Here is an 18,151-nt window from a genome sequence, read left to right on the forward strand (position 1 = left end):
CTCTTCGGCGACACCCACGTGCACGGGACCGAGGGCGTGCACTTCTACACCCGGGGCAAGGTCGTCACCTCCCGCTGGCTCGACCCGAGCCACGGCGGCATCAACCTCGGCTTCCCCACCAACGGGTAGGCGTACCTCCCCGCGGTGACGTCGTCCGCTTCTGGTCTTCCAGGTCCTCTCCCATCGGCCCGCCGGCATCTCATGTCGGCGGGCCTTGGACATTCCCGCCCGGGCGGGCGTTGCGCGGCACTCGCATGCGGAGTACCGTCACGGCCCCCGGGCCCGTGTTCTCCTCCTCCAACTCCGGCACGGAACGCCGGACATCGGTGCGCCACGGGAACGTCACATCTTCGGGGGCATATAACTCAGGGCACCAGATGCGCATAGGGCACGGAGGTCGATGATGGCTCAGTGGCACGCGTTACGGGAAGAGCTGGTCTCACAGGTACGCACCCGGGGGATCAGCGAGGTCGTGACCGACGCGCTGCGGGCGGTGCCGCGACATGTCTTCCTGCCTGACCTGCCGGCGGAGACCGTCTACCAGGACGACGCGATCGTCACGAAACGCGACGCGGCCGGTCGGCCGATCAGCTCCTCCTCGCAGCCGGCGATCATGGCTCTGATGCTCGACCAGCTCGGGGTGGAACCGGGGCAGCGCGTGCTGGAGATCGGCACCGGAACGGGCTACAACGCCGCGCTCCTCGCCCAGCTGGTGGGACCGGAGGGCCAGGTCGTGAGTGTCGACATCGACCCCGAGCTGGTCACGCTCGCCGGGGAGCACCTGGCGGTCGCGGGACACCCCGAGGTGAGGCTGGTGTGCGCCGACGGATCGGAGGGATTCCCGCCGGGGGCGCCCTACGACCGGGTGATCGCCACCGTCGGCGTGTGGGACCTGGCCCCGGCCTGGCTTGAGCAACTCGGGCCCGGCGGGCGCCTGGTGGCCCCGCTGGACCTGCGGGGGGTGCAGCGCTCGGTGGCGATGGAGCGAGCGGATGGGCACTGGACGAGCCGCTCGGTGTTGCCCTGCGGGTTCATGCGGATGCGCGGCCCCTTCGCGGGCCCCGAGACGACGCTGGTACTGGACCGGGAGTCCGACCTGACGATCTCGCTGCCCGAGGCGAGCGAGATCGGTGACGTGCTGGCGGCGCTCGACGGACCCGTGGTCGAGCTCTCCACCGAGATCAGTGTCGGCTTCTCCCAGCTCCTCGACGGGCTGAGCCTCTGGCTGGCGGTGCACGAGCCCCGGTGGTGCACCGTGTCGGAGACGCGACCCGGGTGGCTGGCCTCGCCCCCGCTCGACCTGACCGGGTTCCGGATGGCCGTCGGGATCGTCGAGCGCGACAACCTCTGCATGCTGGAGCCGTCACCGGACGGCACCCTGATCGTTCGCGGCCACGGGCCGGACAGGCTGCGGCTCGCGGACGAGCTGGTCGCCCACGTCCAGGCGTGGGACATGGCGGATCGCCCCATGACGACCGGGCTCCGTATCGACGCCTACCTGGGTGATCCTCCGCGCGGCGGGCTGCTCCTCCGCAAGCGCCACACCACCCTGGCCCTGTCGTGGCAGGACTCCTGATCTTCGTGTCCCACAGACCCGGGTGTCGGCCCGCGCCTGGAACGCGCCAATCAACCGTGTAATTGAAACGTACATTAAATAGTTAAGTAGAACATATATCGGTAAGAGCCGATTTATTCAGTTTAGCTGCGATTTTCGTACTTAACTCACCCCTTAAAGATCAGCCCTGAACACTGATCCCGGACATCGCATCCGTGACGACCTACCATGACACACAGTCATTGACAGCGGGTTACACAAGGACACGGGCCGCCGTGTCAGTGAGCCGTACGGCGCGAGGGTGGAGCGTGGCCCGGCGATGCCGTGTGGAAACAACGGATACGCGGCGCCATGAAAATCAGGGGTGATTCCATGCAGATCAACCGATTCGACGGGCCGGTGCTCTCGCTCTTCCGCATCGTGACAAGCCTTCTCTTCCTGTGCCACGGCCTGGCATCGATGTTCGGCGTCTTCGGCGGCAACCGCGGCACCGGCCAGGCCCTCGCGTTCGGTGCCTGGCCCGGCTGGTGGGCCGCGCTCATCCAGGTGGTCTGCGGCGGGCTCGTCCTCGCCGGGTTCCTCACTCGCGTCAACGCGACGCTCTCGTCGGGCTCGATGGCCTACGCGTACTTCGTGGTGCACCTGCCGCAGGACTTCATGCCGTTGCGCAACGGCGGCGAGCTCGCGGCGCTGTTCTGCTGGTCGTTCCTGATCATTGCCGTGCTCGGCCCCGGCCCCTGGGCGATCGACGCCCTGCTCCGGCGCCGCCGCGGCGCCTTGGCCGCCCCCCGCCCGATCCACGCCCCCGCGCACGCCGAGGGGGCCTGACCGGCTTCTTTCCCCGGGAGCGTACGGGAGCCCTGGGCGCCGATCCGGCGCCTGGGGCTCTCTTGCGTTCCGGCGGCCCAGGGGACGTCGCCGGGGCCCGGATGGAACGGAATTTTTCAGTGCTTCGGCAGGATCAGGAAAAGCCCAGGTCGGCATGGAGAACCCGGTTCGGACAGGTGACGGAAAGGACCTTTCACCGATCCGAAGGAGGACGAGTTTCCGCAGGTCAGACCAAATGTGAATGCACGTTTCACGTTTGCCTGATCCGGATCGCGTGAGTAAGGATGAATCATCTCCAGCCGGACCCCCGACCAGGGGTTTCTTCGGCATGCCGGCAACCGACCACCCCGAGGAGGGGACGATGATCCATGCCCGAGGGCTGACCCGGCGATTCAAGGTCGGAAAAGGAGGTGTCGACGCCGTGCGCGGTCTCGACATCGATGTGGAGGCGGGCCAGTTGGTGGCCTTCCTCGGCCCGAACGGCGCGGGGAAGTCCACCAGCCTGCGCATGCTGACCTCCCTGCTCCCGCCGACGTCGGGAACCGCGACCGTGGCGGGCCGCGATGTCGTGTCGGATCCGGCCGGGGTCCGCGCCCGCATCGGCTACGTCGGCCAGAAGAACAGCGCGGGTGAGAACTTCCGCGTCCGCGACGAGCTGGTCACCCAGGCGCGCTGCTACGGGCTGCGGCGGGCCGATGCGCGGCGACGGGCCGACGAGGTCCTCGCTCTGCTGGACCTGGAAGCACTGGCCACCCGGAAGCCCGGCACCCTCTCCGGCGGCCAGCGCCGCCGCCTCGACATCGCCCTGGGCCTCATCCACCGGCCCGGCCTGCTGTTCCTGGACGAGCCTTCGACCGGCCTCGACCCGCAGAGCCGCGCCAACATCTGGGAGCACATCCTGCGGCTGCGCGAGGAACACGGCACGACCCTCTTTCTGACCACTCACTACCTGGAGGAGGCCGACACCATGGCCGAACGGGTGGTGATCATCGACCACGGCCGGATCATCGCCGACGGAACCGCCGAGCAGTTGAAGGGTGAGCTGGCCGGCGACCGCGTCACGGTCACCGTCCACGACGAGCCGGAGGCGGCGAGGGCCGCCGAGGTCGCCGAACGGATCGCAGGATCGGACGCGGACACCGTCGAGAGGAGGACAGTGCGGCTGCGGGTGCCCCGCGCGGGCAGGGCACTGCCGGAGTACCTGCGCTACCTGGAGGCCTTGGGGGTGAAGGTCGCCACCGCGGAGACCGCCCGGCCCACGCTGGACGACGTATTCCTCGCGCTGACCGGCCGCAGCCTGCGCGAGAGCGACGAGAGCCGCAGGACCGCCCCGCACGACGCCTGACCGCCGGCCCTGCACCTCCCGCATCGGACGACCACCCTCCGCGCGACACCCGGCCGAACGGCGGGCCACCGGATCCACCCGCGCGGCGCCCCTCCCCCACCGGCAAGAAAGGTCACCCCCGTGAGCGTACGACTCTTCCTCCGTGACACCTCGACCGTGTTCTCCCGCGAGTTCGTCCCGGTGTTGCGCGAACCCCTCGGCCTCCTCTTCACCATGGGGCAGCCACTGCTCTTCCTCTTCCTGTTCGGTCCGCTGCTCGCCGGAACGCAGAGCTTCGAGGGCCAGGAATCGCCATGGCAGTGGTTCGTGCCCGGCATTCTGATCATGATGTGCCTGTCCGGGCCGATGATGGCCGGATACTCCCTGCTGGTGGAGTTGATCGGCGGTTCGATGGAGCGCCTGCTGGTCACCCCGCTGAACCGCACGGCGATGCTGGTCGGCCGGACGATGAAGGAGTTCGTGATCCTGCTGGCCCAGGCCGCGCTGATCATCGCGCTCGCGGTGCCGCTGGGCTTCCGGCCGCACCTGCCGGGGGTGCTGACCGGGCTGGCGATACTGGTCGTGTTCGGGATCGGCCTGGGCTCGCTCTCCTTCGTCCTGGCGATCGCGTCCAGCCCGAGCGGCAACCTGTTCTACGGGGTCACCCAGCTGGTGCTGTTCCCGCTGATACTGCTCTCCGGTGTGCTGCTGCCGATGGACTTCGGCCCGGCGTGGCTCCAGGCGGCCGCCGCGCTGAATCCGGTCACCCACATCGTCGAGGCGGAGCGGGCACTGTTCTCCGGCCGATTCGCGGACACCTCGGTGCTGTACGGAATGCTCTGGGCCTGCGTCGTCGCCGCGACGGGCCTGGCCATGGGCACCAGGGCGATGCGCCGCGGCATCTGACGGCCCCCTCGAAAGCGGGCGCCTGTCCGGTCGACTCCTCTCCATCCGCGTGGAGAAGAGGGAGAGCCCCGCCCCTCGATCGGAGGGCGAGGCTCTTCGCCGTGTACGGGACCTACCTGGGGGAAGGGGGCGACGTGTACGAGGGCGACCCGGTGGCCGACGGCGCGGGGGCGGGGCTTTCCTTCGCCGGCTCCTTGGAGACCTTGCAGTCGTAGGCGGCGATGGCGTATCCGCTCAGCAGTCTGCAGGTCGTCCAGACGGGGCCGATCCGGTAGGCGTACACGGCGGGAAGGCCGCCGTCCTCCCCTGCGGGGCCCTGGGGCCCCTCAGGACCGGTCTCACCGGGAGCGCCCTTCGGGCCGGCCGGGCCGGCGGGACCCTGCGGGCCGGTCTTGCCGGTGTAGCCACGGGGTCCGACCGGGCCCTGAGCCCCGTCCTTGCCGTCCGTACCGTTCCTGCCGTCACGCCCGGCGGGTCCCTGGGGGCCGGGGCCCGCGACCGAGCTCTGCCCCTGGGCGGACTCCTTGGCCCACCACACCTTGACCTCGGTGGGCTTGCACTTCGTGGTGGCGTTGACGAGCCGCACGTAGCCGGTGCTCTTGGCCTTGCACGCGTAGATGAGGTCGGCGGCCGAGGTCTGTGCCGCCGAGGCGGTGGTGACGCTGGACAGGCCGACCGCGAGGATCGCGGTGGCCGCGATCGCCAGAGGCGTCTTGAAACGCATGTGGAACTCCAGAAAAGAAAGGGAAGGTCGTGACGCGGCTCGACCACAGTGGCAGCTGGGAACGGTCCACGCTGCAATATCGGATCATGTGATGAAAAAGAGACCAGTTTCGCCAATGGCCGCTCTGTCCCACATATGGGTCCCGGCGAGAGGCGCGCTCCCGCACGGTGAGGAGTGACCGGGCATGGCCCGCGACCCCGCCGGCGACTTCGGCCGGCTGCGGGTGCCGCGTCCCGGCGCGGTCAGTCAGACGCGTCAGAACGGTATGACCAGCGCCCCTGCAGCAGGAACAGCAGGGCCAGGGAGAGCAGCCCGAACACCGCGCTGGCGATCACCAGGGGCAGCGCCCGGTGGGTGAGGCCGTCGAACAGGCGGGGCGCGTCCGCGCGGAGCACCGCGATGCCGGCGAGTGCGACGAATCCGACGCACAATCCCGTGATCAGCGCCTTGGTCCGGAAGTTCTCGGCCAGCTGCGCCATCCCTGCCCGTACCGCGTCGTCGCACAGGTACGTCGGTACCGGTAGTGGTGGACGATCAGGGTGGTGGCGCACGCCAGAGCGACCAGCCCGAAACCGATGCCGACGAAGATGCCGACGTCGATGGACGAGGTCACCATGTTGAGAGCCGCGCTGACCACCAGCAGGAACCAGAGCACGGGGCGCAACATCCCGACGGGCCGCGCCGTCTCGGAGGTGTCCAGGACGTGGTGGGGATCGGTCACGGTGTGCTCCTCACTCGATGGGATCGACAGGTCTCCTGTCATGTGTCGACGCTACGGACGACCACCGCCGACGACGATCCCGCCAACGGGACGGACCAGGTACAGCAGGCTGTACTCTCCCGGACACCCGCCGAGGTGATCTGCCGCGGCGACTACGCCTCGGCGGGTGTCCTCGGTGGCGACGTCGCGGGCAGCGCGAACGCCGCGAACAGGCCGGGGTCGTGGAAGGCGGTCAGCTCCACGAAGAGGCCGTCCTCGATCCGCGGCACCCCGATCGCGAAGGCGCGATGAACGTGCTCATCGGGCCCCCGTGCGTAGGCCGCCGGCGCCCAGGTCACCGCGGCTCGGGCCGATCGCGTATGGCACCGAGGTGAACTCGGCGTCGGCCCGGTGGCGTCGCACCCGCTCCCGGACCGGCGGCCATGACCCGGACTTCGCCCCAGAGAACTCACGTTGTTGCCCCCTGCACCTGCCCGCCGCCGGGAGTGACGGGCGTGGCGGCACTTTTTGTTCCGCTGTTCTCCGCCCCTTGTCGGCGCCTCGGCCGCGGAGTACGGTGTGACTGGTTGACCAGATTTCAAATTCAGTCAACGAGTCAGAGAGGGTGTACGGTGCCAGGACGACCACGGCAGGACCCCGATCGCGCGGATCGGATTCTCGACGCGGCGGCCGACCTGCTCATGCGCCTCGGCTACCGCAAAATCACGATCGAGGACATCGCCCAGCGGGCCGGGACCGGCAAGGGCACCGTCTACCTGCACTGGCGCACCAAACAGCAGCTCTTCGAAGCCCTGATCCTGCGCGAGGCCATCACCTACGTCGGCAGACTCATGGACGGGCTGCGCGCGGACCCGTCCTTGGTGCTGCCGCACCGCCTGATGGCCGCGTCGTTCCTGATCGTCCACGACCGGCCCGTACTGCGGAGCATGTTCAGCGGTGACGCGAAACACCTGCGGGCCGGCATGGCCGACAGCGCCATGCGCGGTCACGACCTGTTCGCCGCGGCCAGGTTCTTCGACCTGTTGACCCGCCACGGGCTGGTTCGCGACGACGTACCGAACCAGGCGTACGCGTGGAGCGCGGTACACAGCGGCTTCCACCTGCTCGGCAACCTGGATCCGGCGACCGCCGAGCCGGACGTGCGGGCGCGGGCCGACTCTCTCGCCCACGTCGTCCGGGCCGCCTTCGAACCGGCCGGCCGGCCGGATCCGCAGGTTCTGGCCGTGGCCGCCTCGGAAATCATCGGCGTCTTCGAAGACGTGATCCCGCCCTACCGCGAACGGATCTACGGCTACCAGCGCACGTCAGAGCCGACGTGATCTGCCGGTGTACGGCCCGCCGCGAACGACACCGAGCTCCGGCGGCCGCCGGGCGTTTTCCCCCGTACGGACCCGTCTGGCCACGCCCGCCGCCGATGCCTGGCTCATCGCGCTGTTCAGCCGCTTGCCCGCCGTGCGCCCCGGCATCGCCGCCAAGGAGATGCCGGGGCGCACCGGCTCCCCGTCGCCCGGGACGCGTGACCGGGAAATCTCGCATCCACCTCAGAAAGGATCGGACCCATGGCAATTACCCTCCCGAAGTTCACCCCGATGGAGGACAGCCTGTGGCTGACGCTGTGCGGCAAGGCACTCGACCACCGCAGGCCGGACCCCATCCTCGACGACCAGCTGGCCGACGAGATCGTCCGGAGACTCGGCTACGACTGCGGCAGGTTCAAGCTCAGCGAGAGTCCCATCATCAACATCGCGCATCGGAGCAAGAAGATGGACGAGGTGGCGGCGAATTTCATCGCCCGTCACCCGAACGCGGTCGGGCTCGACCTGGGAGCCGGGCTTGACAGCCGGCTGTTCCGCCTCAACCCGCCCTCCACCGTCGACTGGTACGACGTCGACTTCCCCAATGTCATCGCCGCCCGGCGGAAAGTGATGCCGGAGCGCGCGAACGGCCACGGCATAGGCACCGACCTGGTCGACCTGGACTGGCTGGAGGCGGTCCCCTCCGACCGGCCGGCCGTGATCATCGCCGATGGACTGCTGGCGTTTCTCACTCAGGAGGACACCATCGCTCTGCTGAAGCGTCTCACCGACCGCTTCCCCAGCGGAGAGATCGCCTTCAACGGCTACTCCAGGTTCGCCATCTGGGCCGCGAAAAAATACCGCGGCACCCAGTCCGTCTCGGACCTGCTCAAGTCTCCCGGCTTCGACGATCCCCGCGAACCCGAACGCTGGAACCCCCGGCTGAAGCTGGTCAGGGAGATCCTGCTCACGCGAGAACCCGAGGTCGCCCGGTTCCCGACGGCCCTGCGCCTGTTCACCAAACTGTCGGCACACAGCACGGCCTGGTCCCGCAAGGGGACCACCGTCCTGCACTACCGCTTCTAGCGCGACATTCCTCATCGGATGTACGGATCCACATCTTCTGCTCCGGTCACACCGGGATGGGGATAAGCCGTCACGACGTGAGGCCCCCGGTCGGCGCGGGTCAGGGGGCGCGGCGGCGATGCCGCGCCCCCTGAGGGTCAGACCGGTGTCGAGCTTTCGGATGCCGTCGCCCGAGTGACGACGCCGTCGACGGTCCGGCTGTCACCGGGCGGCACGGCGGGCTCCGGGGACTCGACATGGGTCGCCAGCGGTTTCTCGGTGATGAAGAGCAGCACGACGGCGGTGAGGAGCGCCAGCGGGACCATGAAGACGAAGATCGGTATGAGGGCTTCGTTGTAGGAGCGGACGATCACCAGCCGGATCGGGTCGGGCAGAGCGGCGATGACGGCGGGGGTGAACGAGCTCAGACCGTCCGAGGATCCGGATCCCTGGGGCAGGCGTTCCGCCAGAAGCTCGGCGAGCCGGGTGGCGAACACCGAACCGACGATGGCGGAGCCCAGGCTCCCGCCGACCTGGCGGAAGTAGTTGTTGGCCGCCGTCGCGGTCCCGACGATCCGGTGCGGGAAGGAGTTCTGGACGACCAGGACGAGGATCTGCATGCTGGCGCCGAGACCGATGCCCATCACGGCCATGTAGCCGCAGGTCACGAGGGTGGGGGTGTCGATGGTGACGGTCGCCAGCAGGCCGAGTCCGAGCGCCAGGACGACCGAGCCGGCGACGGGCAGGAACTTGTACCTCCCGGTCCGGGTGATGACCGCTCCGGTGATGACCGAGGTGATCAGAAGCGCCCCCATCATGGGGATCATGAGCAGCCCGGCCTGGGTGGCGCTGGCGCCGGCCGCCATCTGGAAGTAGGTCGGGATGTAGCCGATCGCGCCGAACATCGCGACGCTGGTCAGCAGTGAGGCGAGTGTCGCGAGGTTGAAGTTGCGGTCCTTGAACAGGCTCAGCGGCATCACGGGTTCGGCGGCGCGTGATTCGACGAACGCGAACAGGATCGCCGCGATGACGGCTCCGGCGAGGAGTCCGAAGATCTGCGGGGAGTTCCAGTCGTAGGTCGAGCCGCCCCAGGTCCCGATCAGGACGACGGCGGCCGTGGCCAGGGAGAGCAGCGCCATCCCGAGGTAGTCCAGGCGCGGGCGCTCGGTCTTCGGTTTCTTGGGCAGGCGCATCAGGACAACGGTGGCCACGACGGCGACGACGCCCAGCGGGATGTTGATCCAGAACGTCCAACGCCATCCCGGTCCTTCGGTGAACCAGCCGCCGAGGAGCGGACCGGCCACCGAGGAGACGGCGAAGACGCCGCCCATGATGCCGGAGTACCTACCGCGTTCCCTGGCGGGCACGACGTCGGCGATCGCGGCCTGCGACAGGATCATCAGTCCGCCGCCGCCCAGCCCCTGGACGGTACGCGCAATGATCATCCCATTCATGTCCTGAGCCAACGCACCCAGGACCGACCCCACAATGAAGATCACGATCGCGCCGACCAGGATGGGTTTCCGGCCGAAAAGATCACTGACCTTGCCGTAGATCGGCATCATGATCGTCGAGGCGAGCATGTAGGCGGTGATGACCCAGGCCAGGTGCTCGACACCGTGCAGCTCACCGACGATCGTCGGCAGCGCGCTGGAGAGGATCATCTGGCTCAGCGACGCCAGGAGCATCGTCACCATGAGCGTACAGAAAAGCAGAATGATGTTCTTTTTGGCGCGGGCGTCGTCCGCCGCCGGGGAGGCTGTCGCCTTGGTCACGGGTTCTTCCTGATCACGTCTCGGAAAATCTCAAGGGCGTTCTCGATGGCGACGTCCGTACCGGCGGACATCTCGGGATCGCGAGCGTAGGCGAAGCGGATGACGGCGCCGGCGAGTGCGAGCATCGCGGCCACGGAGTCCTCGGGGGCCGGACGCGCCGCGGCACCCGCCAGCCGTTCGGCCAGGATCGGCTCGACGAGCTTCTCCGCGGCGCTCGCGTACTGGTGAAATCGTGTACGTAACTCCGGATACCTGCGGATGAGCTCAAGACGGCGCCCGCGCGGGGATCCGCCTCGCGTCATCGACATGACGACGGCCGCCAGCAGCGACACCGTACGGCCGAAGAGGTCGTCATCGCCGCCCCGGAAGTCCCGTAACGCCTCCGCCGGCACGGCCGGCGCCCGGACGCCCAGAACCGCGTCCTCCTTGGTGGGGAAGTAGTTGAAGAACGTCCTCCTGGACACCCCCGCCGCCGCGGCGATCTCCTCGACGGTGGCCTCGGCCAGGCCTTTCTCAAACGAGAGCCGCGCCGCGGTGTCGTGGATCGCCGTCCACGTCTCAAGCCGGTTGCGCTCACGGAGCGAACCCTCAGCATTATGCACATGTGCACTCTATGCACTGATGCAAGCTTTGCACAAGTGCATAACTTTAAGCTCTTTCACCCGCCGACGGGGACGGTATGCGACACCGGGACGTTCTCGATGTTCCGGCGACCGTCCGAGGATGACGGCGTCGTCGTCCTCCTAGCACCGGTTATGACCGGTCCCGCGCCAGGCAGAACCACATCCCCCAGGCACGGCACGAGAAGTCGACTCGAAGCCCGCATCACCACGGAAGACAAGAACCTGATCGAACAGGCCGCCCGCGCCAGCCGGGAGACAGTCACCGGGTTCGTTCTGCACGCCGCTCTCGACGCGGCCGAGGAGGTCATGCGCCGCGAACGAGTCACCATGGTGCCTCACGACTTCTTCGAGGCGATCATCGATTCACTTGCTGCTCCCCTCAGCGGAATGAAGCGCCGGCCCGTGCGGACCAGGAGAGCCGAGAGGAAATCATGGACCTTACCCACCCCAATTCCCTCGCCGACGAACCGGGCCCGACTTTGGGTCTGAGGCCACCCAATTCGTCCTCCTTGGCACCGTCGGCGCCGTTCTATCTATCTTTTTTTATAAACGATGCACTAGAGGCATAATGACCTGACCGATCATAGGTGATGCGGTGCGCAGACTCGCGGAAAAATCCCCTGGGCGGCAATTATCCGACATCCCTATCGGCCTTGACGGGCAAGGTCAACGAGGTGCCCGCTGTGGAGCGCAGATCACTACTCCGACCCGGCTGCCGCCTCTCCATAAATTCCGCCAGAACGTCGAGCTTGCCCTGGAGCGCCTCGCCCACGATATCTCGCTGTATCAGGTAGTTTCCGTCGTCTCGTGGTCGTGTTGGACTCTCCCACTCCGCGAAGGAGTTCACTGCGTTTTGCACCTTACGCAACTCTGCATTCAATGCAGTGCTAAAATTTTTAGTCATCGCCAGGCCCAAGACGTTCTCTTTCCAAAGCTCGAAGTCTGTTTTGAATTTCCCAATCCCCGCGCTTAGTTCAGGAAGATTATCACACCTCTCCTGAAACGCCTTCAGATGCTTGCGAGCATCAGCCCAGGCGTCGGTCATTTAAGTCAACTTGTCGAGTAACCGGCCTCTAATCAGGTCAGCGGCAGCACGCGCCGCGTACACATGGCTGTTCGAGGTCGATACTCGTGTTCCCTCATCCAATGTGAAGCACAACTGCTGGATCAGTAGATCGACGTCCATCGGATCATCCGGATAGGGCTGCCGCTCTCTGTCCAGCGCCATGCGTAATGACTCCGTCTCAGCCGCCAGATGCGCCGCGGTCGTGCTGTTGAAGGTGGCGGTGCGCAACTCCCTCACCAGATCGCACCACCCCTCCGAGGGCGATCTCTTCCCGATGAGCCTTCTTATCTCCTCCACCATCTGTTCAGCCTGCTCTTGGAAGAGTCCTCCCGCGACCAGTTCGGCGGAACGGGTGACGATGACGACGTCCGCTCGAATGCCGGGACGGAGACGAACGTCTTCGATCTCGTCATGAGTGACTGCCCAGACGTCGGACGGCTGGAAGCTGTCATCGAGTTCGGCGGCATGGATGCGGCTGTTGCTCACCACTAGCACCGCCGATCCGTACGCCTCCCTCCTGACGCGGCACGGCGCGAGGCGCACGAACTGCTCGTCCTCGTCAAGCAGTTTGAGGACGACGCTGACCAGCCGCTCATGGTTCCCCATGCGCTGCTGCGCTGACGTCAGCTGCCCAAGGGCCAGCATGGCGATGTCGGCCCGTCGTCTCGACACTTTCCACATGGAGCCCCCGGCGGGAGCGTCCGGATCCTCGGAGTCCCCGCTCACCTCTATGTAGCCCTTGACTCCGCGAGCGGCTAGATCGAAGAACCATCTCCGCAGGTCATGAGGGAGCTTGCGGCCGGCGAACATCAACGCGCAGCCGACGATCGAGAGTAGGCTCTGCTGTTCCCACTCTCGGCCGAACCCGTTCTCCTTGGCATGGGCCTGGCCCGCGCCGCGGAGAACCACACTGACTTCGGTGTGCGGGCCAGCCGTCGCCTTCGCCGGAGTGAGAATCGCCGTCATGAGCGCGTCACGCTGGCTTGAGTTCTCAGTGGTGTCCCTGAGCCATTCCACGGCCATAGACAGCAGCAGGTGCGCGGGATCGCGGGCCAGTGGCGCGTCAGGAGCATAGTCGCCGAAGTCGATTAGCCAGAACCACTCTGGAGTGTCGGGCGAGAGGAGGATGTTCCGCACATTCAGGTCTCCGTGTGCACGTCCACGCTGGATGGGGATCCGTTTTGACCCGCTGAAGTGCCCTTCCAGGAACGCCAGCGGGTTCGGCAGGGTGGCAAAAGGCCCGTCAGGGATGTCCTTACCTGTGGGCGCCCATTCCCGCACCCGCTCCAACCTGTCAGGCCGGTCTGCCAGAAGCATGCCGACGTACTCGGCCGCGGTCATCGCCTCCGGCCGATGCTCCGACGTAGGATTCCACGCGCTGAGAACCTGCTTGGTCACCACTGCGCAGGCGGCGGACAAGCGGGAATCGTGGGCCAGATCGGCTAATGGCCGGATGCTGGACAGGTCACCACCGGCCACCGACAGCGTGATCATCTGCCAGCTTCCCAGCACGACGGGACCACCGATCACCCGCATCAGATGGTTGTTACGAAAGTCAGTGGGTGATTCACGCAGTGCCTGGCTGATTCTGTCGAGCTCGCGTTCCAGCTCACCGGGCAGGAACTTGAGAATCACCTGCCGGTTGATCTCATTCATTTGAAACTGCTGTACCACCACAAGCTTCGCGCCGCTCCGGCCACCCGGTAGCCGCTCCACGAAGGTCGTCTCCCATGGCTGTGCTCCGCACCAGCGTTCGTATGCGGACTGTACTTCTTCCGGCAGCTCAACCATCTCATCTGGCCTGATCCAGTAAGAAGAAAACAATGGAGCAAACCAGCCCGAGCACGCCCACCGCCATTCCATAGAACTCCCATGGCCTGGCCCTGGCGATATGACGCAGCGTGCGCCGCTGCGTCGTATTCAGGCTCAGCGGCAGCGCGTCGAGGCCACCGGGCAGCGTGGCGACCGCCTTCCGTAGTCCTCCCATATCGAGCCCTGTCCCGCCGACTTTGGCATCTTCGGCCAGCAGCGTCGCGGCCTGCACCCAGCTGGCGTCCGGCCAAGCCGCGAGCCGATCGCGTGAGGAGCGTAGCTGGAAGAACGTCATCTCGTACGCGGTGAGCACACCCATCGTGCGTGACGGCTGCACGACGTGAGCAACACAGAACTCCACCAACTGGTCGGTCCTTGTGTCGAAGGCGAAGCCTGGGAGTTCCTCCTCCAATTCGCGGATCGCCACTTCGCGCGGTGTCGAGTCGGTCGGCCGCGCCTTGCCACCGGGGAGTTGGTACTGCCTGGCCGCACCGTCGTAGAGAACGAGATAGCACTCACCTTCACCTCGCAACCGCGCCTTGATGAGTACTTGGGCAACGCGTACCTCACGCAGTGGCCGTGCGCCGAAGCCGAACCGGGCACGCTGACGCTCCATCAAATAGAGCAGCTGAGGACCCGCGAGAATGTCAGCTCCGGACTCGGTTAGTTCACCTGCCCGGTTACGAGTCCAATCAGCCAACGCCTTGCCGCTGTCGGCGTACTCGGCCAAGCTACGCAAAAACCACGTTGCAGCCGGATGCGTTGCCTTGACCAGCCGGACACCGTCTCGTTCCGTTACGGTGAGCACACCGAACACGCCCAGCAGAGCGATAAGCGCCTCATCTGCCCCAAGCTCCGCGATCGGCAGAGCGCTCTCGTCCGCCGCCGGAATCCTCCGCAGCACCTCGGCGACCACCACGCCCGCCTCCCACTGGGTCATAATCCAACTCTCTCGCCGCCGGGGCGATTACCGACCTATCGTCGCCTGCGGTTCAGAGCTTGTCGATGGTGCCCGAGAACTCCTTCCTACCGCAGAGGCTTCGGCCCCACCGGGCTGGACACCCGGCAGCGCGTCAGGCGCCATTGAAGTAAGGGCACGGAGGCCGGGCTGACTCTCGCCGATCCAAGCGAGATCGCATACGCCACCGACATAATTACCGCCCAACTCGGCGCCCGCCCCTGAGCCGTCCAGTTCATCCCGTCGACGCCATTTATCTGCGGTGAGGAATGACGTACTGGCCGTCGCCGCTTGGTGGTGAGTGCTGGAGTTCGGTGTCGTTCATCTAGGTCAGCGGGTCCTGGATGTTTCTGGCTTCGATGGGGCCGGGGGTGTTGGGGAGCCAGACGGGGAAGGCCCAGTAGCGGCGGGCCCAATGGCGCCAGAGGATGAACCAGCCTGGATGGCGGGCCTTCAGGTCGCGGGCCACGGCGGTGGCATCGTCCGTGCTCGTCGCGGGTTCCGGGGCGGGGGGCCGGTGCAGGCGGGGTCGGCACCGCGACGGCGACGGCGGACTTTGGGGCGGAGGGGTTCGTTTGTCGGTGCGACCACGGGACCTACCGGCCCTACCCTGAAGTTCACCTCGGGTGAATGGAACACCTTCATCAGCAGCATCAAGGACGGCCAGTTCGACATGCCAGGGTGACGTAGCGCTTCGTTACCAATGCACTGGGAGCTGGCTCGTCGGTCGCATACATGTCTGAACCGATCGAACGGACCGAGCCGATCCTCACCCACTCGGAGTGGTTCGGCTAGCGAACACCCGCTACACAGGTGCGGCCACGGCGAGCCGCCGGGCAGCAGCTCCGACTCCTCCTCCAGTCGCACCTCCTCGTTCCGCCACCTCTTGGCGCTGAGGCCGTGGCGCCGGCCTGCCATGAACGATCAACGCACCCCCTGTACGACATGGACACCGACGCGACCCGTCCCAGCATCACCGGCCGCGACGCCGTCGTTTCCGCCCCGGGGCCCCGCGCGAGAGGCGAGACGACAGTATGCGTCAACGAGGCCTGCTCGATCACCACCGCGATGCGCGCCGCCGGAACCCGCCGGCTGTCGGCATCACCCGGCGCCTGACGTTGACCGGAGGTGATCAAGCGACGGAGTCCCCCGGCCCGGAGCACCGGTCCGCGTTCCGGTGGCGGGCGGATCGGGACCGGTCAACGCGGGGGCCCGAGCAGGATGTCGACGACCTCGCGGAGCGGGCCGATCAGATCGTCGGATGTCGCGTCACGCAGGGGCTGCAGCCCGACAGCGGATCGTACGACGGCGGGGTTCCGCCCGGGGGCCCTGGAGATCAGCACCCGCAACAAGATGTTCGGCATGCTCGCGCGCACTCCGGGAGCGGCCGGCAACGACCAGGCCACCCAGGTCCATCCGGACGTGGCACCCGAGCCCGGCGACGTCCTCGTCACCAAGCGGCGTGTCAGCGCCTTCGCGGGCAGCGACCTCGACATGGTGCTGCGGGCCGGCGACCCGTGATGACCGGCCAGAGCGTCACCTGGCGGCGCTGGATGGAGATCTGCCTCGGCCTGACGGCGCGTCTTCCCGTCGGCGCGCAACTGCTGCCGCAGTCACCGGCTGGATCCACCAGGCTCGTCCGGGAGAACTGTCGCCCTGGATCTGCTCCTACCGAGCCTGAGCCTTCATCGCGCCCCGCACCGCGTCCAGGAGGTTGGCGGCCCTGTGGTCCGGCACCCCTTCCTGAAGATGGTTCATGACGTAGCCGAACGCCAGGCCGGTCGCCGGGTCGGCGAAGCCGAGCGATCCCCCCAGGCCGGGAAACCCGAAGGCGGCCGGGCTGTACCAGAACGCGTCGGGTGTCGGCAGGCCGAAACCGGTACCGATCCGGACGGGTAGCCGCAGGATGCGGTCGATACCACTGACCTGTTCCGCGGTCGCCGCGGCCAAGGTGTCGGGAGCAAGGATGCGATGCCCGTCGACCTCGCCGATGAGCGCGGCGTAGAAGCGGGCCAGTGCGCGGGCCGTGCAGATGCCGTTGGTCGAGGGCATCTCGGCGGACTGCTCGTCGGGATCGTTGTGGTCCAGTGGCGGCGTGACGACGGTCATCGACCGCACGGTCAGCGACGCCGGATCGGCATAGGCCGCCATCACCTCGCGCACGGGTTCGGGAAGGGTGTCCAGGTCGATCCCGGCCAGTGCCTCGATGTCGGGCACCGCGGCGATGATCCGGCTGACCCGATGCCGCTCGGCTTCCGGCAGCCCGATCCACAGGTCCAGGTCGAGCGGTGCGGCGATCTCCTCGGCGAGGAATGTGCCGAGGCTGCGGCCGGTCACCCGGCGGACGACCTCCCCGACCAGCCAGCCGTAGGTGAGCCCGTGATAGCCGTGCTCGGTGCCCGGTTCCCAGGAGGGACACTGGGCGGCCAGCGCGGTCACCATCGGGTCCCAGGCGATCGCCTCCGCCGGAGTGATCGGATGGTCGATCACGGGCAGTCCGGCCTGGTGGGTGAGCAGCCAGCGGACCGGGATGCGGTCCTTCCCGTTCGCCGCGAACTCCGGCCAGTACTGGGCGACGGGTGCGTCGAGGTCCAGTTCGCCCCGCTGGGCCAGCAGGTGCGCGCAGGCGGCGGTGACACCCTTGGTGGTGGAATACACGACCTGCAGGGTGTCGCGCTCCCAGCGACGGCCGGTCCCGGGATCGGCGATTCCGCCCCACAGGTCGACGACCTTCCGGCCGTGCAGGTAGACACCGACCGCGGCGCCCACTTCCTGGTCGCCGGCCAGATTGGCCGCGAACGCCGCACGTACTCCTTCGAATCCCGCTGCGGTCTCCCCGCCGATTTCGGGCATGCGTCATCAACTTCCGTGTGGAGGGGTGTTGCCGGGGAGTGCTACCTGCGCCATTTCTCGATAAGCCAGGCACAGATCTCCGGCTCGGTCATCTCGGGAAACTCCTCGATGAACGTGACGAGTGCGCGCATCGCCTCGTCCCGGTCCAGACCGCGCGCCGTCGCCGCCCTGAGGTACTCCTGACGTGCGGCGGAAGGACGGCCGCCGCCTGCGCCGCGCCCCGGTAGGCCGTCGCGCCACCGCACTATTTCTTCCAGCCGCTCAGCTCGCCAGCCGGGAGCTCCGTCGACCTCGACATCGGGCTCGGGAAACGGGTGACGCGAATCGCCCGGATATCGGGAGCGCCACTTGTGCACCGCGTGCCGGCTCACCCCCAGTGCCTCGCCGATGCCGAGGACACCGAGGAAGTACTCGGTCATGGTGCACCAACTTGTCTGTCCGGCCTCCTCCGTGGGTCTCATTACTACCACGCCCGAGATGGGGTTCCTGCGCCGACAGGACGCGAAGAACATCGTCTCAGACAGAGACAATGTTAGCGCGAGCGTTGAACCTCGTCTACAACGAAGACAAGGTTATGTTTGGCGAAAACAGGAGTGAGCCAGGCGCTCCGTATCGCGACATCGGTGCCGAGGAAGGTGACTTGGCT

21 protein-coding genes are annotated in these 18,151 nt (G+C 67.1%); 9 read left to right on the forward strand and 12 right to left on the reverse strand.

The window, feature by feature from the left end; translation table 11 throughout:
* Positions 1–400 precede the first annotated feature (400 nt).
* The 4 genes from fxlM (at position 401) to IG98_RS0140630 (ending at position 4,613) form a co-directional block, all read left to right on the forward strand.
* Entirely contained in the window at positions 401–1,576 is a 1,176-nt protein-coding gene (fxlM, locus tag IG98_RS0140615) for a methyltransferase, FxLD system (protein WP_051753562.1), read from the forward strand.
* Positions 1,577–1,927: 351 nt separating this feature from the next.
* Entirely contained in the window at positions 1,928–2,383 is a 456-nt protein-coding gene (locus IG98_RS0140620) for a DoxX family protein (protein WP_030925307.1), read from the forward strand.
* A gap of 361 nt (positions 2,384–2,744) precedes the next feature.
* Positions 2,745–3,728 (forward strand): ATP-binding cassette domain-containing protein, encoded by a 984-nt coding sequence (locus IG98_RS0140625; RefSeq protein WP_030925311.1) that lies wholly within the window; start codon positions 2,745–2,747, stop codon positions 3,726–3,728.
* A gap of 120 nt (positions 3,729–3,848) precedes the next feature.
* The gene (locus IG98_RS0140630) at positions 3,849–4,613 is read left to right on the forward strand and encodes an ABC transporter permease (RefSeq protein ID WP_030925313.1); all 765 of its coding nucleotides are present in this window, start codon (positions 3,849–3,851) and stop codon (positions 4,611–4,613) included.
* Positions 4,614–4,725: 112 nt separating this feature from the next.
* Here IG98_RS0140630 and IG98_RS54520 read toward each other — a convergent pair whose 3' ends face one another.
* The 4 genes from IG98_RS54520 to IG98_RS0140650 form a co-directional block, all read right to left on the reverse strand.
* Complete coding sequence (locus IG98_RS54520) at positions 4,726–5,337, reverse strand: collagen-like protein (protein WP_037972616.1); 612 nt, start codon at positions 5,335–5,337, stop codon at positions 4,726–4,728.
* A gap of 242 nt (positions 5,338–5,579) precedes the next feature.
* Positions 5,580–5,816, reverse strand: a complete 237-nt coding sequence (locus tag IG98_RS0140640) for a hypothetical protein (RefSeq protein ID WP_030925315.1) — start codon at positions 5,814–5,816, stop codon at positions 5,580–5,582.
* Entirely contained in the window at positions 5,777–6,058 is a 282-nt protein-coding gene (locus IG98_RS51480) for a hypothetical protein (protein WP_051753563.1), read from the reverse strand. The genes IG98_RS0140640 and IG98_RS51480 overlap by 40 nt, the downstream gene beginning before the upstream one ends.
* Positions 6,059–6,210: 152 nt before the next feature.
* The gene (locus tag IG98_RS0140650; protein WP_030925317.1) at positions 6,211–6,396 is read right to left on the reverse strand and encodes a hypothetical protein; all 186 of its coding nucleotides are present in this window, start codon (positions 6,394–6,396) and stop codon (positions 6,211–6,213) included.
* 273 nt (positions 6,397–6,669) lie between these two features.
* Between IG98_RS0140650 and IG98_RS0140655 the strand changes: the two genes are divergently transcribed.
* Both IG98_RS0140655 and IG98_RS0140660 read left to right on the forward strand, forming a co-directional pair.
* Entirely contained in the window at positions 6,670–7,377 is a 708-nt protein-coding gene (locus IG98_RS0140655) for a TetR/AcrR family transcriptional regulator (protein WP_030925319.1), read from the forward strand.
* Positions 7,378–7,617: 240 nt separating this feature from the next.
* Positions 7,618–8,439 (forward strand): class I SAM-dependent methyltransferase, encoded by an 822-nt coding sequence (locus tag IG98_RS0140660; protein WP_030925321.1) that lies wholly within the window; start codon positions 7,618–7,620, stop codon positions 8,437–8,439.
* A gap of 137 nt (positions 8,440–8,576) precedes the next feature.
* Here IG98_RS0140660 and IG98_RS0140665 read toward each other — a convergent pair whose 3' ends face one another.
* Together IG98_RS0140665 and IG98_RS0140670 are read right to left on the reverse strand one after the other, a co-directional pair.
* Entirely contained in the window at positions 8,577–10,193 is a 1,617-nt protein-coding gene (locus IG98_RS0140665; protein ID WP_030925323.1) for an MDR family MFS transporter, read from the reverse strand.
* Complete coding sequence (locus IG98_RS0140670; RefSeq protein ID WP_030925327.1) at positions 10,190–10,795, reverse strand: TetR/AcrR family transcriptional regulator; 606 nt, start codon at positions 10,793–10,795, stop codon at positions 10,190–10,192. The genes IG98_RS0140665 and IG98_RS0140670 overlap by 4 nt, the downstream gene beginning before the upstream one ends.
* A gap of 36 nt (positions 10,796–10,831) precedes the next feature.
* On the opposite strand from IG98_RS0140670, the gene IG98_RS45965 reads away from it, so the two are divergent.
* Positions 10,832–11,305: a type II toxin-antitoxin system TacA family antitoxin gene (locus IG98_RS45965; RefSeq protein WP_037972619.1), complete on the forward strand. Its 474-nt coding sequence runs from the start codon at positions 10,832–10,834 to the stop codon at positions 11,303–11,305.
* 142 nt (positions 11,306–11,447) lie between these two features.
* Here the strand turns inward: IG98_RS45965 and IG98_RS51485 are convergent, their stop codons facing one another.
* Genes IG98_RS51485 through IG98_RS0140690 form a run of 3 tightly spaced genes read right to left on the reverse strand, consistent with a single transcriptional unit; the run spans position 11,448 to position 14,634 of the window.
* Complete coding sequence (locus IG98_RS51485; protein ID WP_157594799.1) at positions 11,448–11,861, reverse strand: zinc metalloprotease; 414 nt, start codon at positions 11,859–11,861, stop codon at positions 11,448–11,450.
* Positions 11,862–13,673, reverse strand: coding sequence for a hypothetical protein (locus IG98_RS0140685; protein WP_030925329.1), 1,812 nt, complete (start codon positions 13,671–13,673; stop codon positions 11,862–11,864). It abuts the gene before it with no gap.
* Position 13,674: 1 nt separating this feature from the next.
* Entirely contained in the window at positions 13,675–14,634 is a 960-nt protein-coding gene (locus tag IG98_RS0140690) for an NUDIX domain-containing protein (protein WP_051753565.1), read from the reverse strand.
* Between the two features lie 963 nt (positions 14,635–15,597).
* Between IG98_RS0140690 and IG98_RS51490 the strand changes: the two genes are divergently transcribed.
* Positions 15,598–15,768: an NAD(P)-dependent oxidoreductase gene (locus tag IG98_RS51490; RefSeq protein WP_157594800.1), complete on the forward strand. Its 171-nt coding sequence runs from the start codon at positions 15,598–15,600 to the stop codon at positions 15,766–15,768.
* A gap of 83 nt (positions 15,769–15,851) precedes the next feature.
* Here IG98_RS51490 and IG98_RS53955 read toward each other — a convergent pair whose 3' ends face one another.
* Positions 15,852–16,016, reverse strand: a complete 165-nt coding sequence (locus tag IG98_RS53955; RefSeq protein ID WP_245651922.1) for a hypothetical protein — start codon at positions 16,014–16,016, stop codon at positions 15,852–15,854.
* Here IG98_RS53955 and IG98_RS53960 point away from each other — a divergent pair.
* A complete protein-coding gene (locus IG98_RS53960; RefSeq protein WP_245651923.1) occupies positions 16,015–16,173 on the forward strand; it encodes an isochorismatase family protein in 159 nt (52 codons plus the stop codon). The two genes, IG98_RS53955 and IG98_RS53960, sit on opposite strands and share 2 nt — an antisense overlap.
* Before the next feature lie 147 nt (positions 16,174–16,320).
* Here the strand turns inward: IG98_RS53960 and IG98_RS0140710 are convergent, their stop codons facing one another.
* Both IG98_RS0140710 and IG98_RS0140715 read right to left on the reverse strand, forming a co-directional pair.
* Positions 16,321–17,505: a serine hydrolase domain-containing protein gene (locus IG98_RS0140710; protein WP_030925333.1), complete on the reverse strand. Its 1,185-nt coding sequence runs from the start codon at positions 17,503–17,505 to the stop codon at positions 16,321–16,323.
* Positions 17,506–17,546: 41 nt separating this feature from the next.
* On the reverse strand, positions 17,547–17,924 hold the full coding sequence (locus IG98_RS0140715) for a hypothetical protein (protein WP_037972620.1): 378 nt from the start codon (positions 17,922–17,924) through the stop codon (positions 17,547–17,549).
* Between the last annotated feature and the right edge of the window lie 227 nt (positions 17,925–18,151).

This window comes from Streptosporangium amethystogenes (assembly GCF_000721075.1).
Lineage (GTDB): Bacteria > Actinomycetota > Actinomycetes > Streptosporangiales > Streptosporangiaceae > Streptosporangium > Streptosporangium amethystogenes.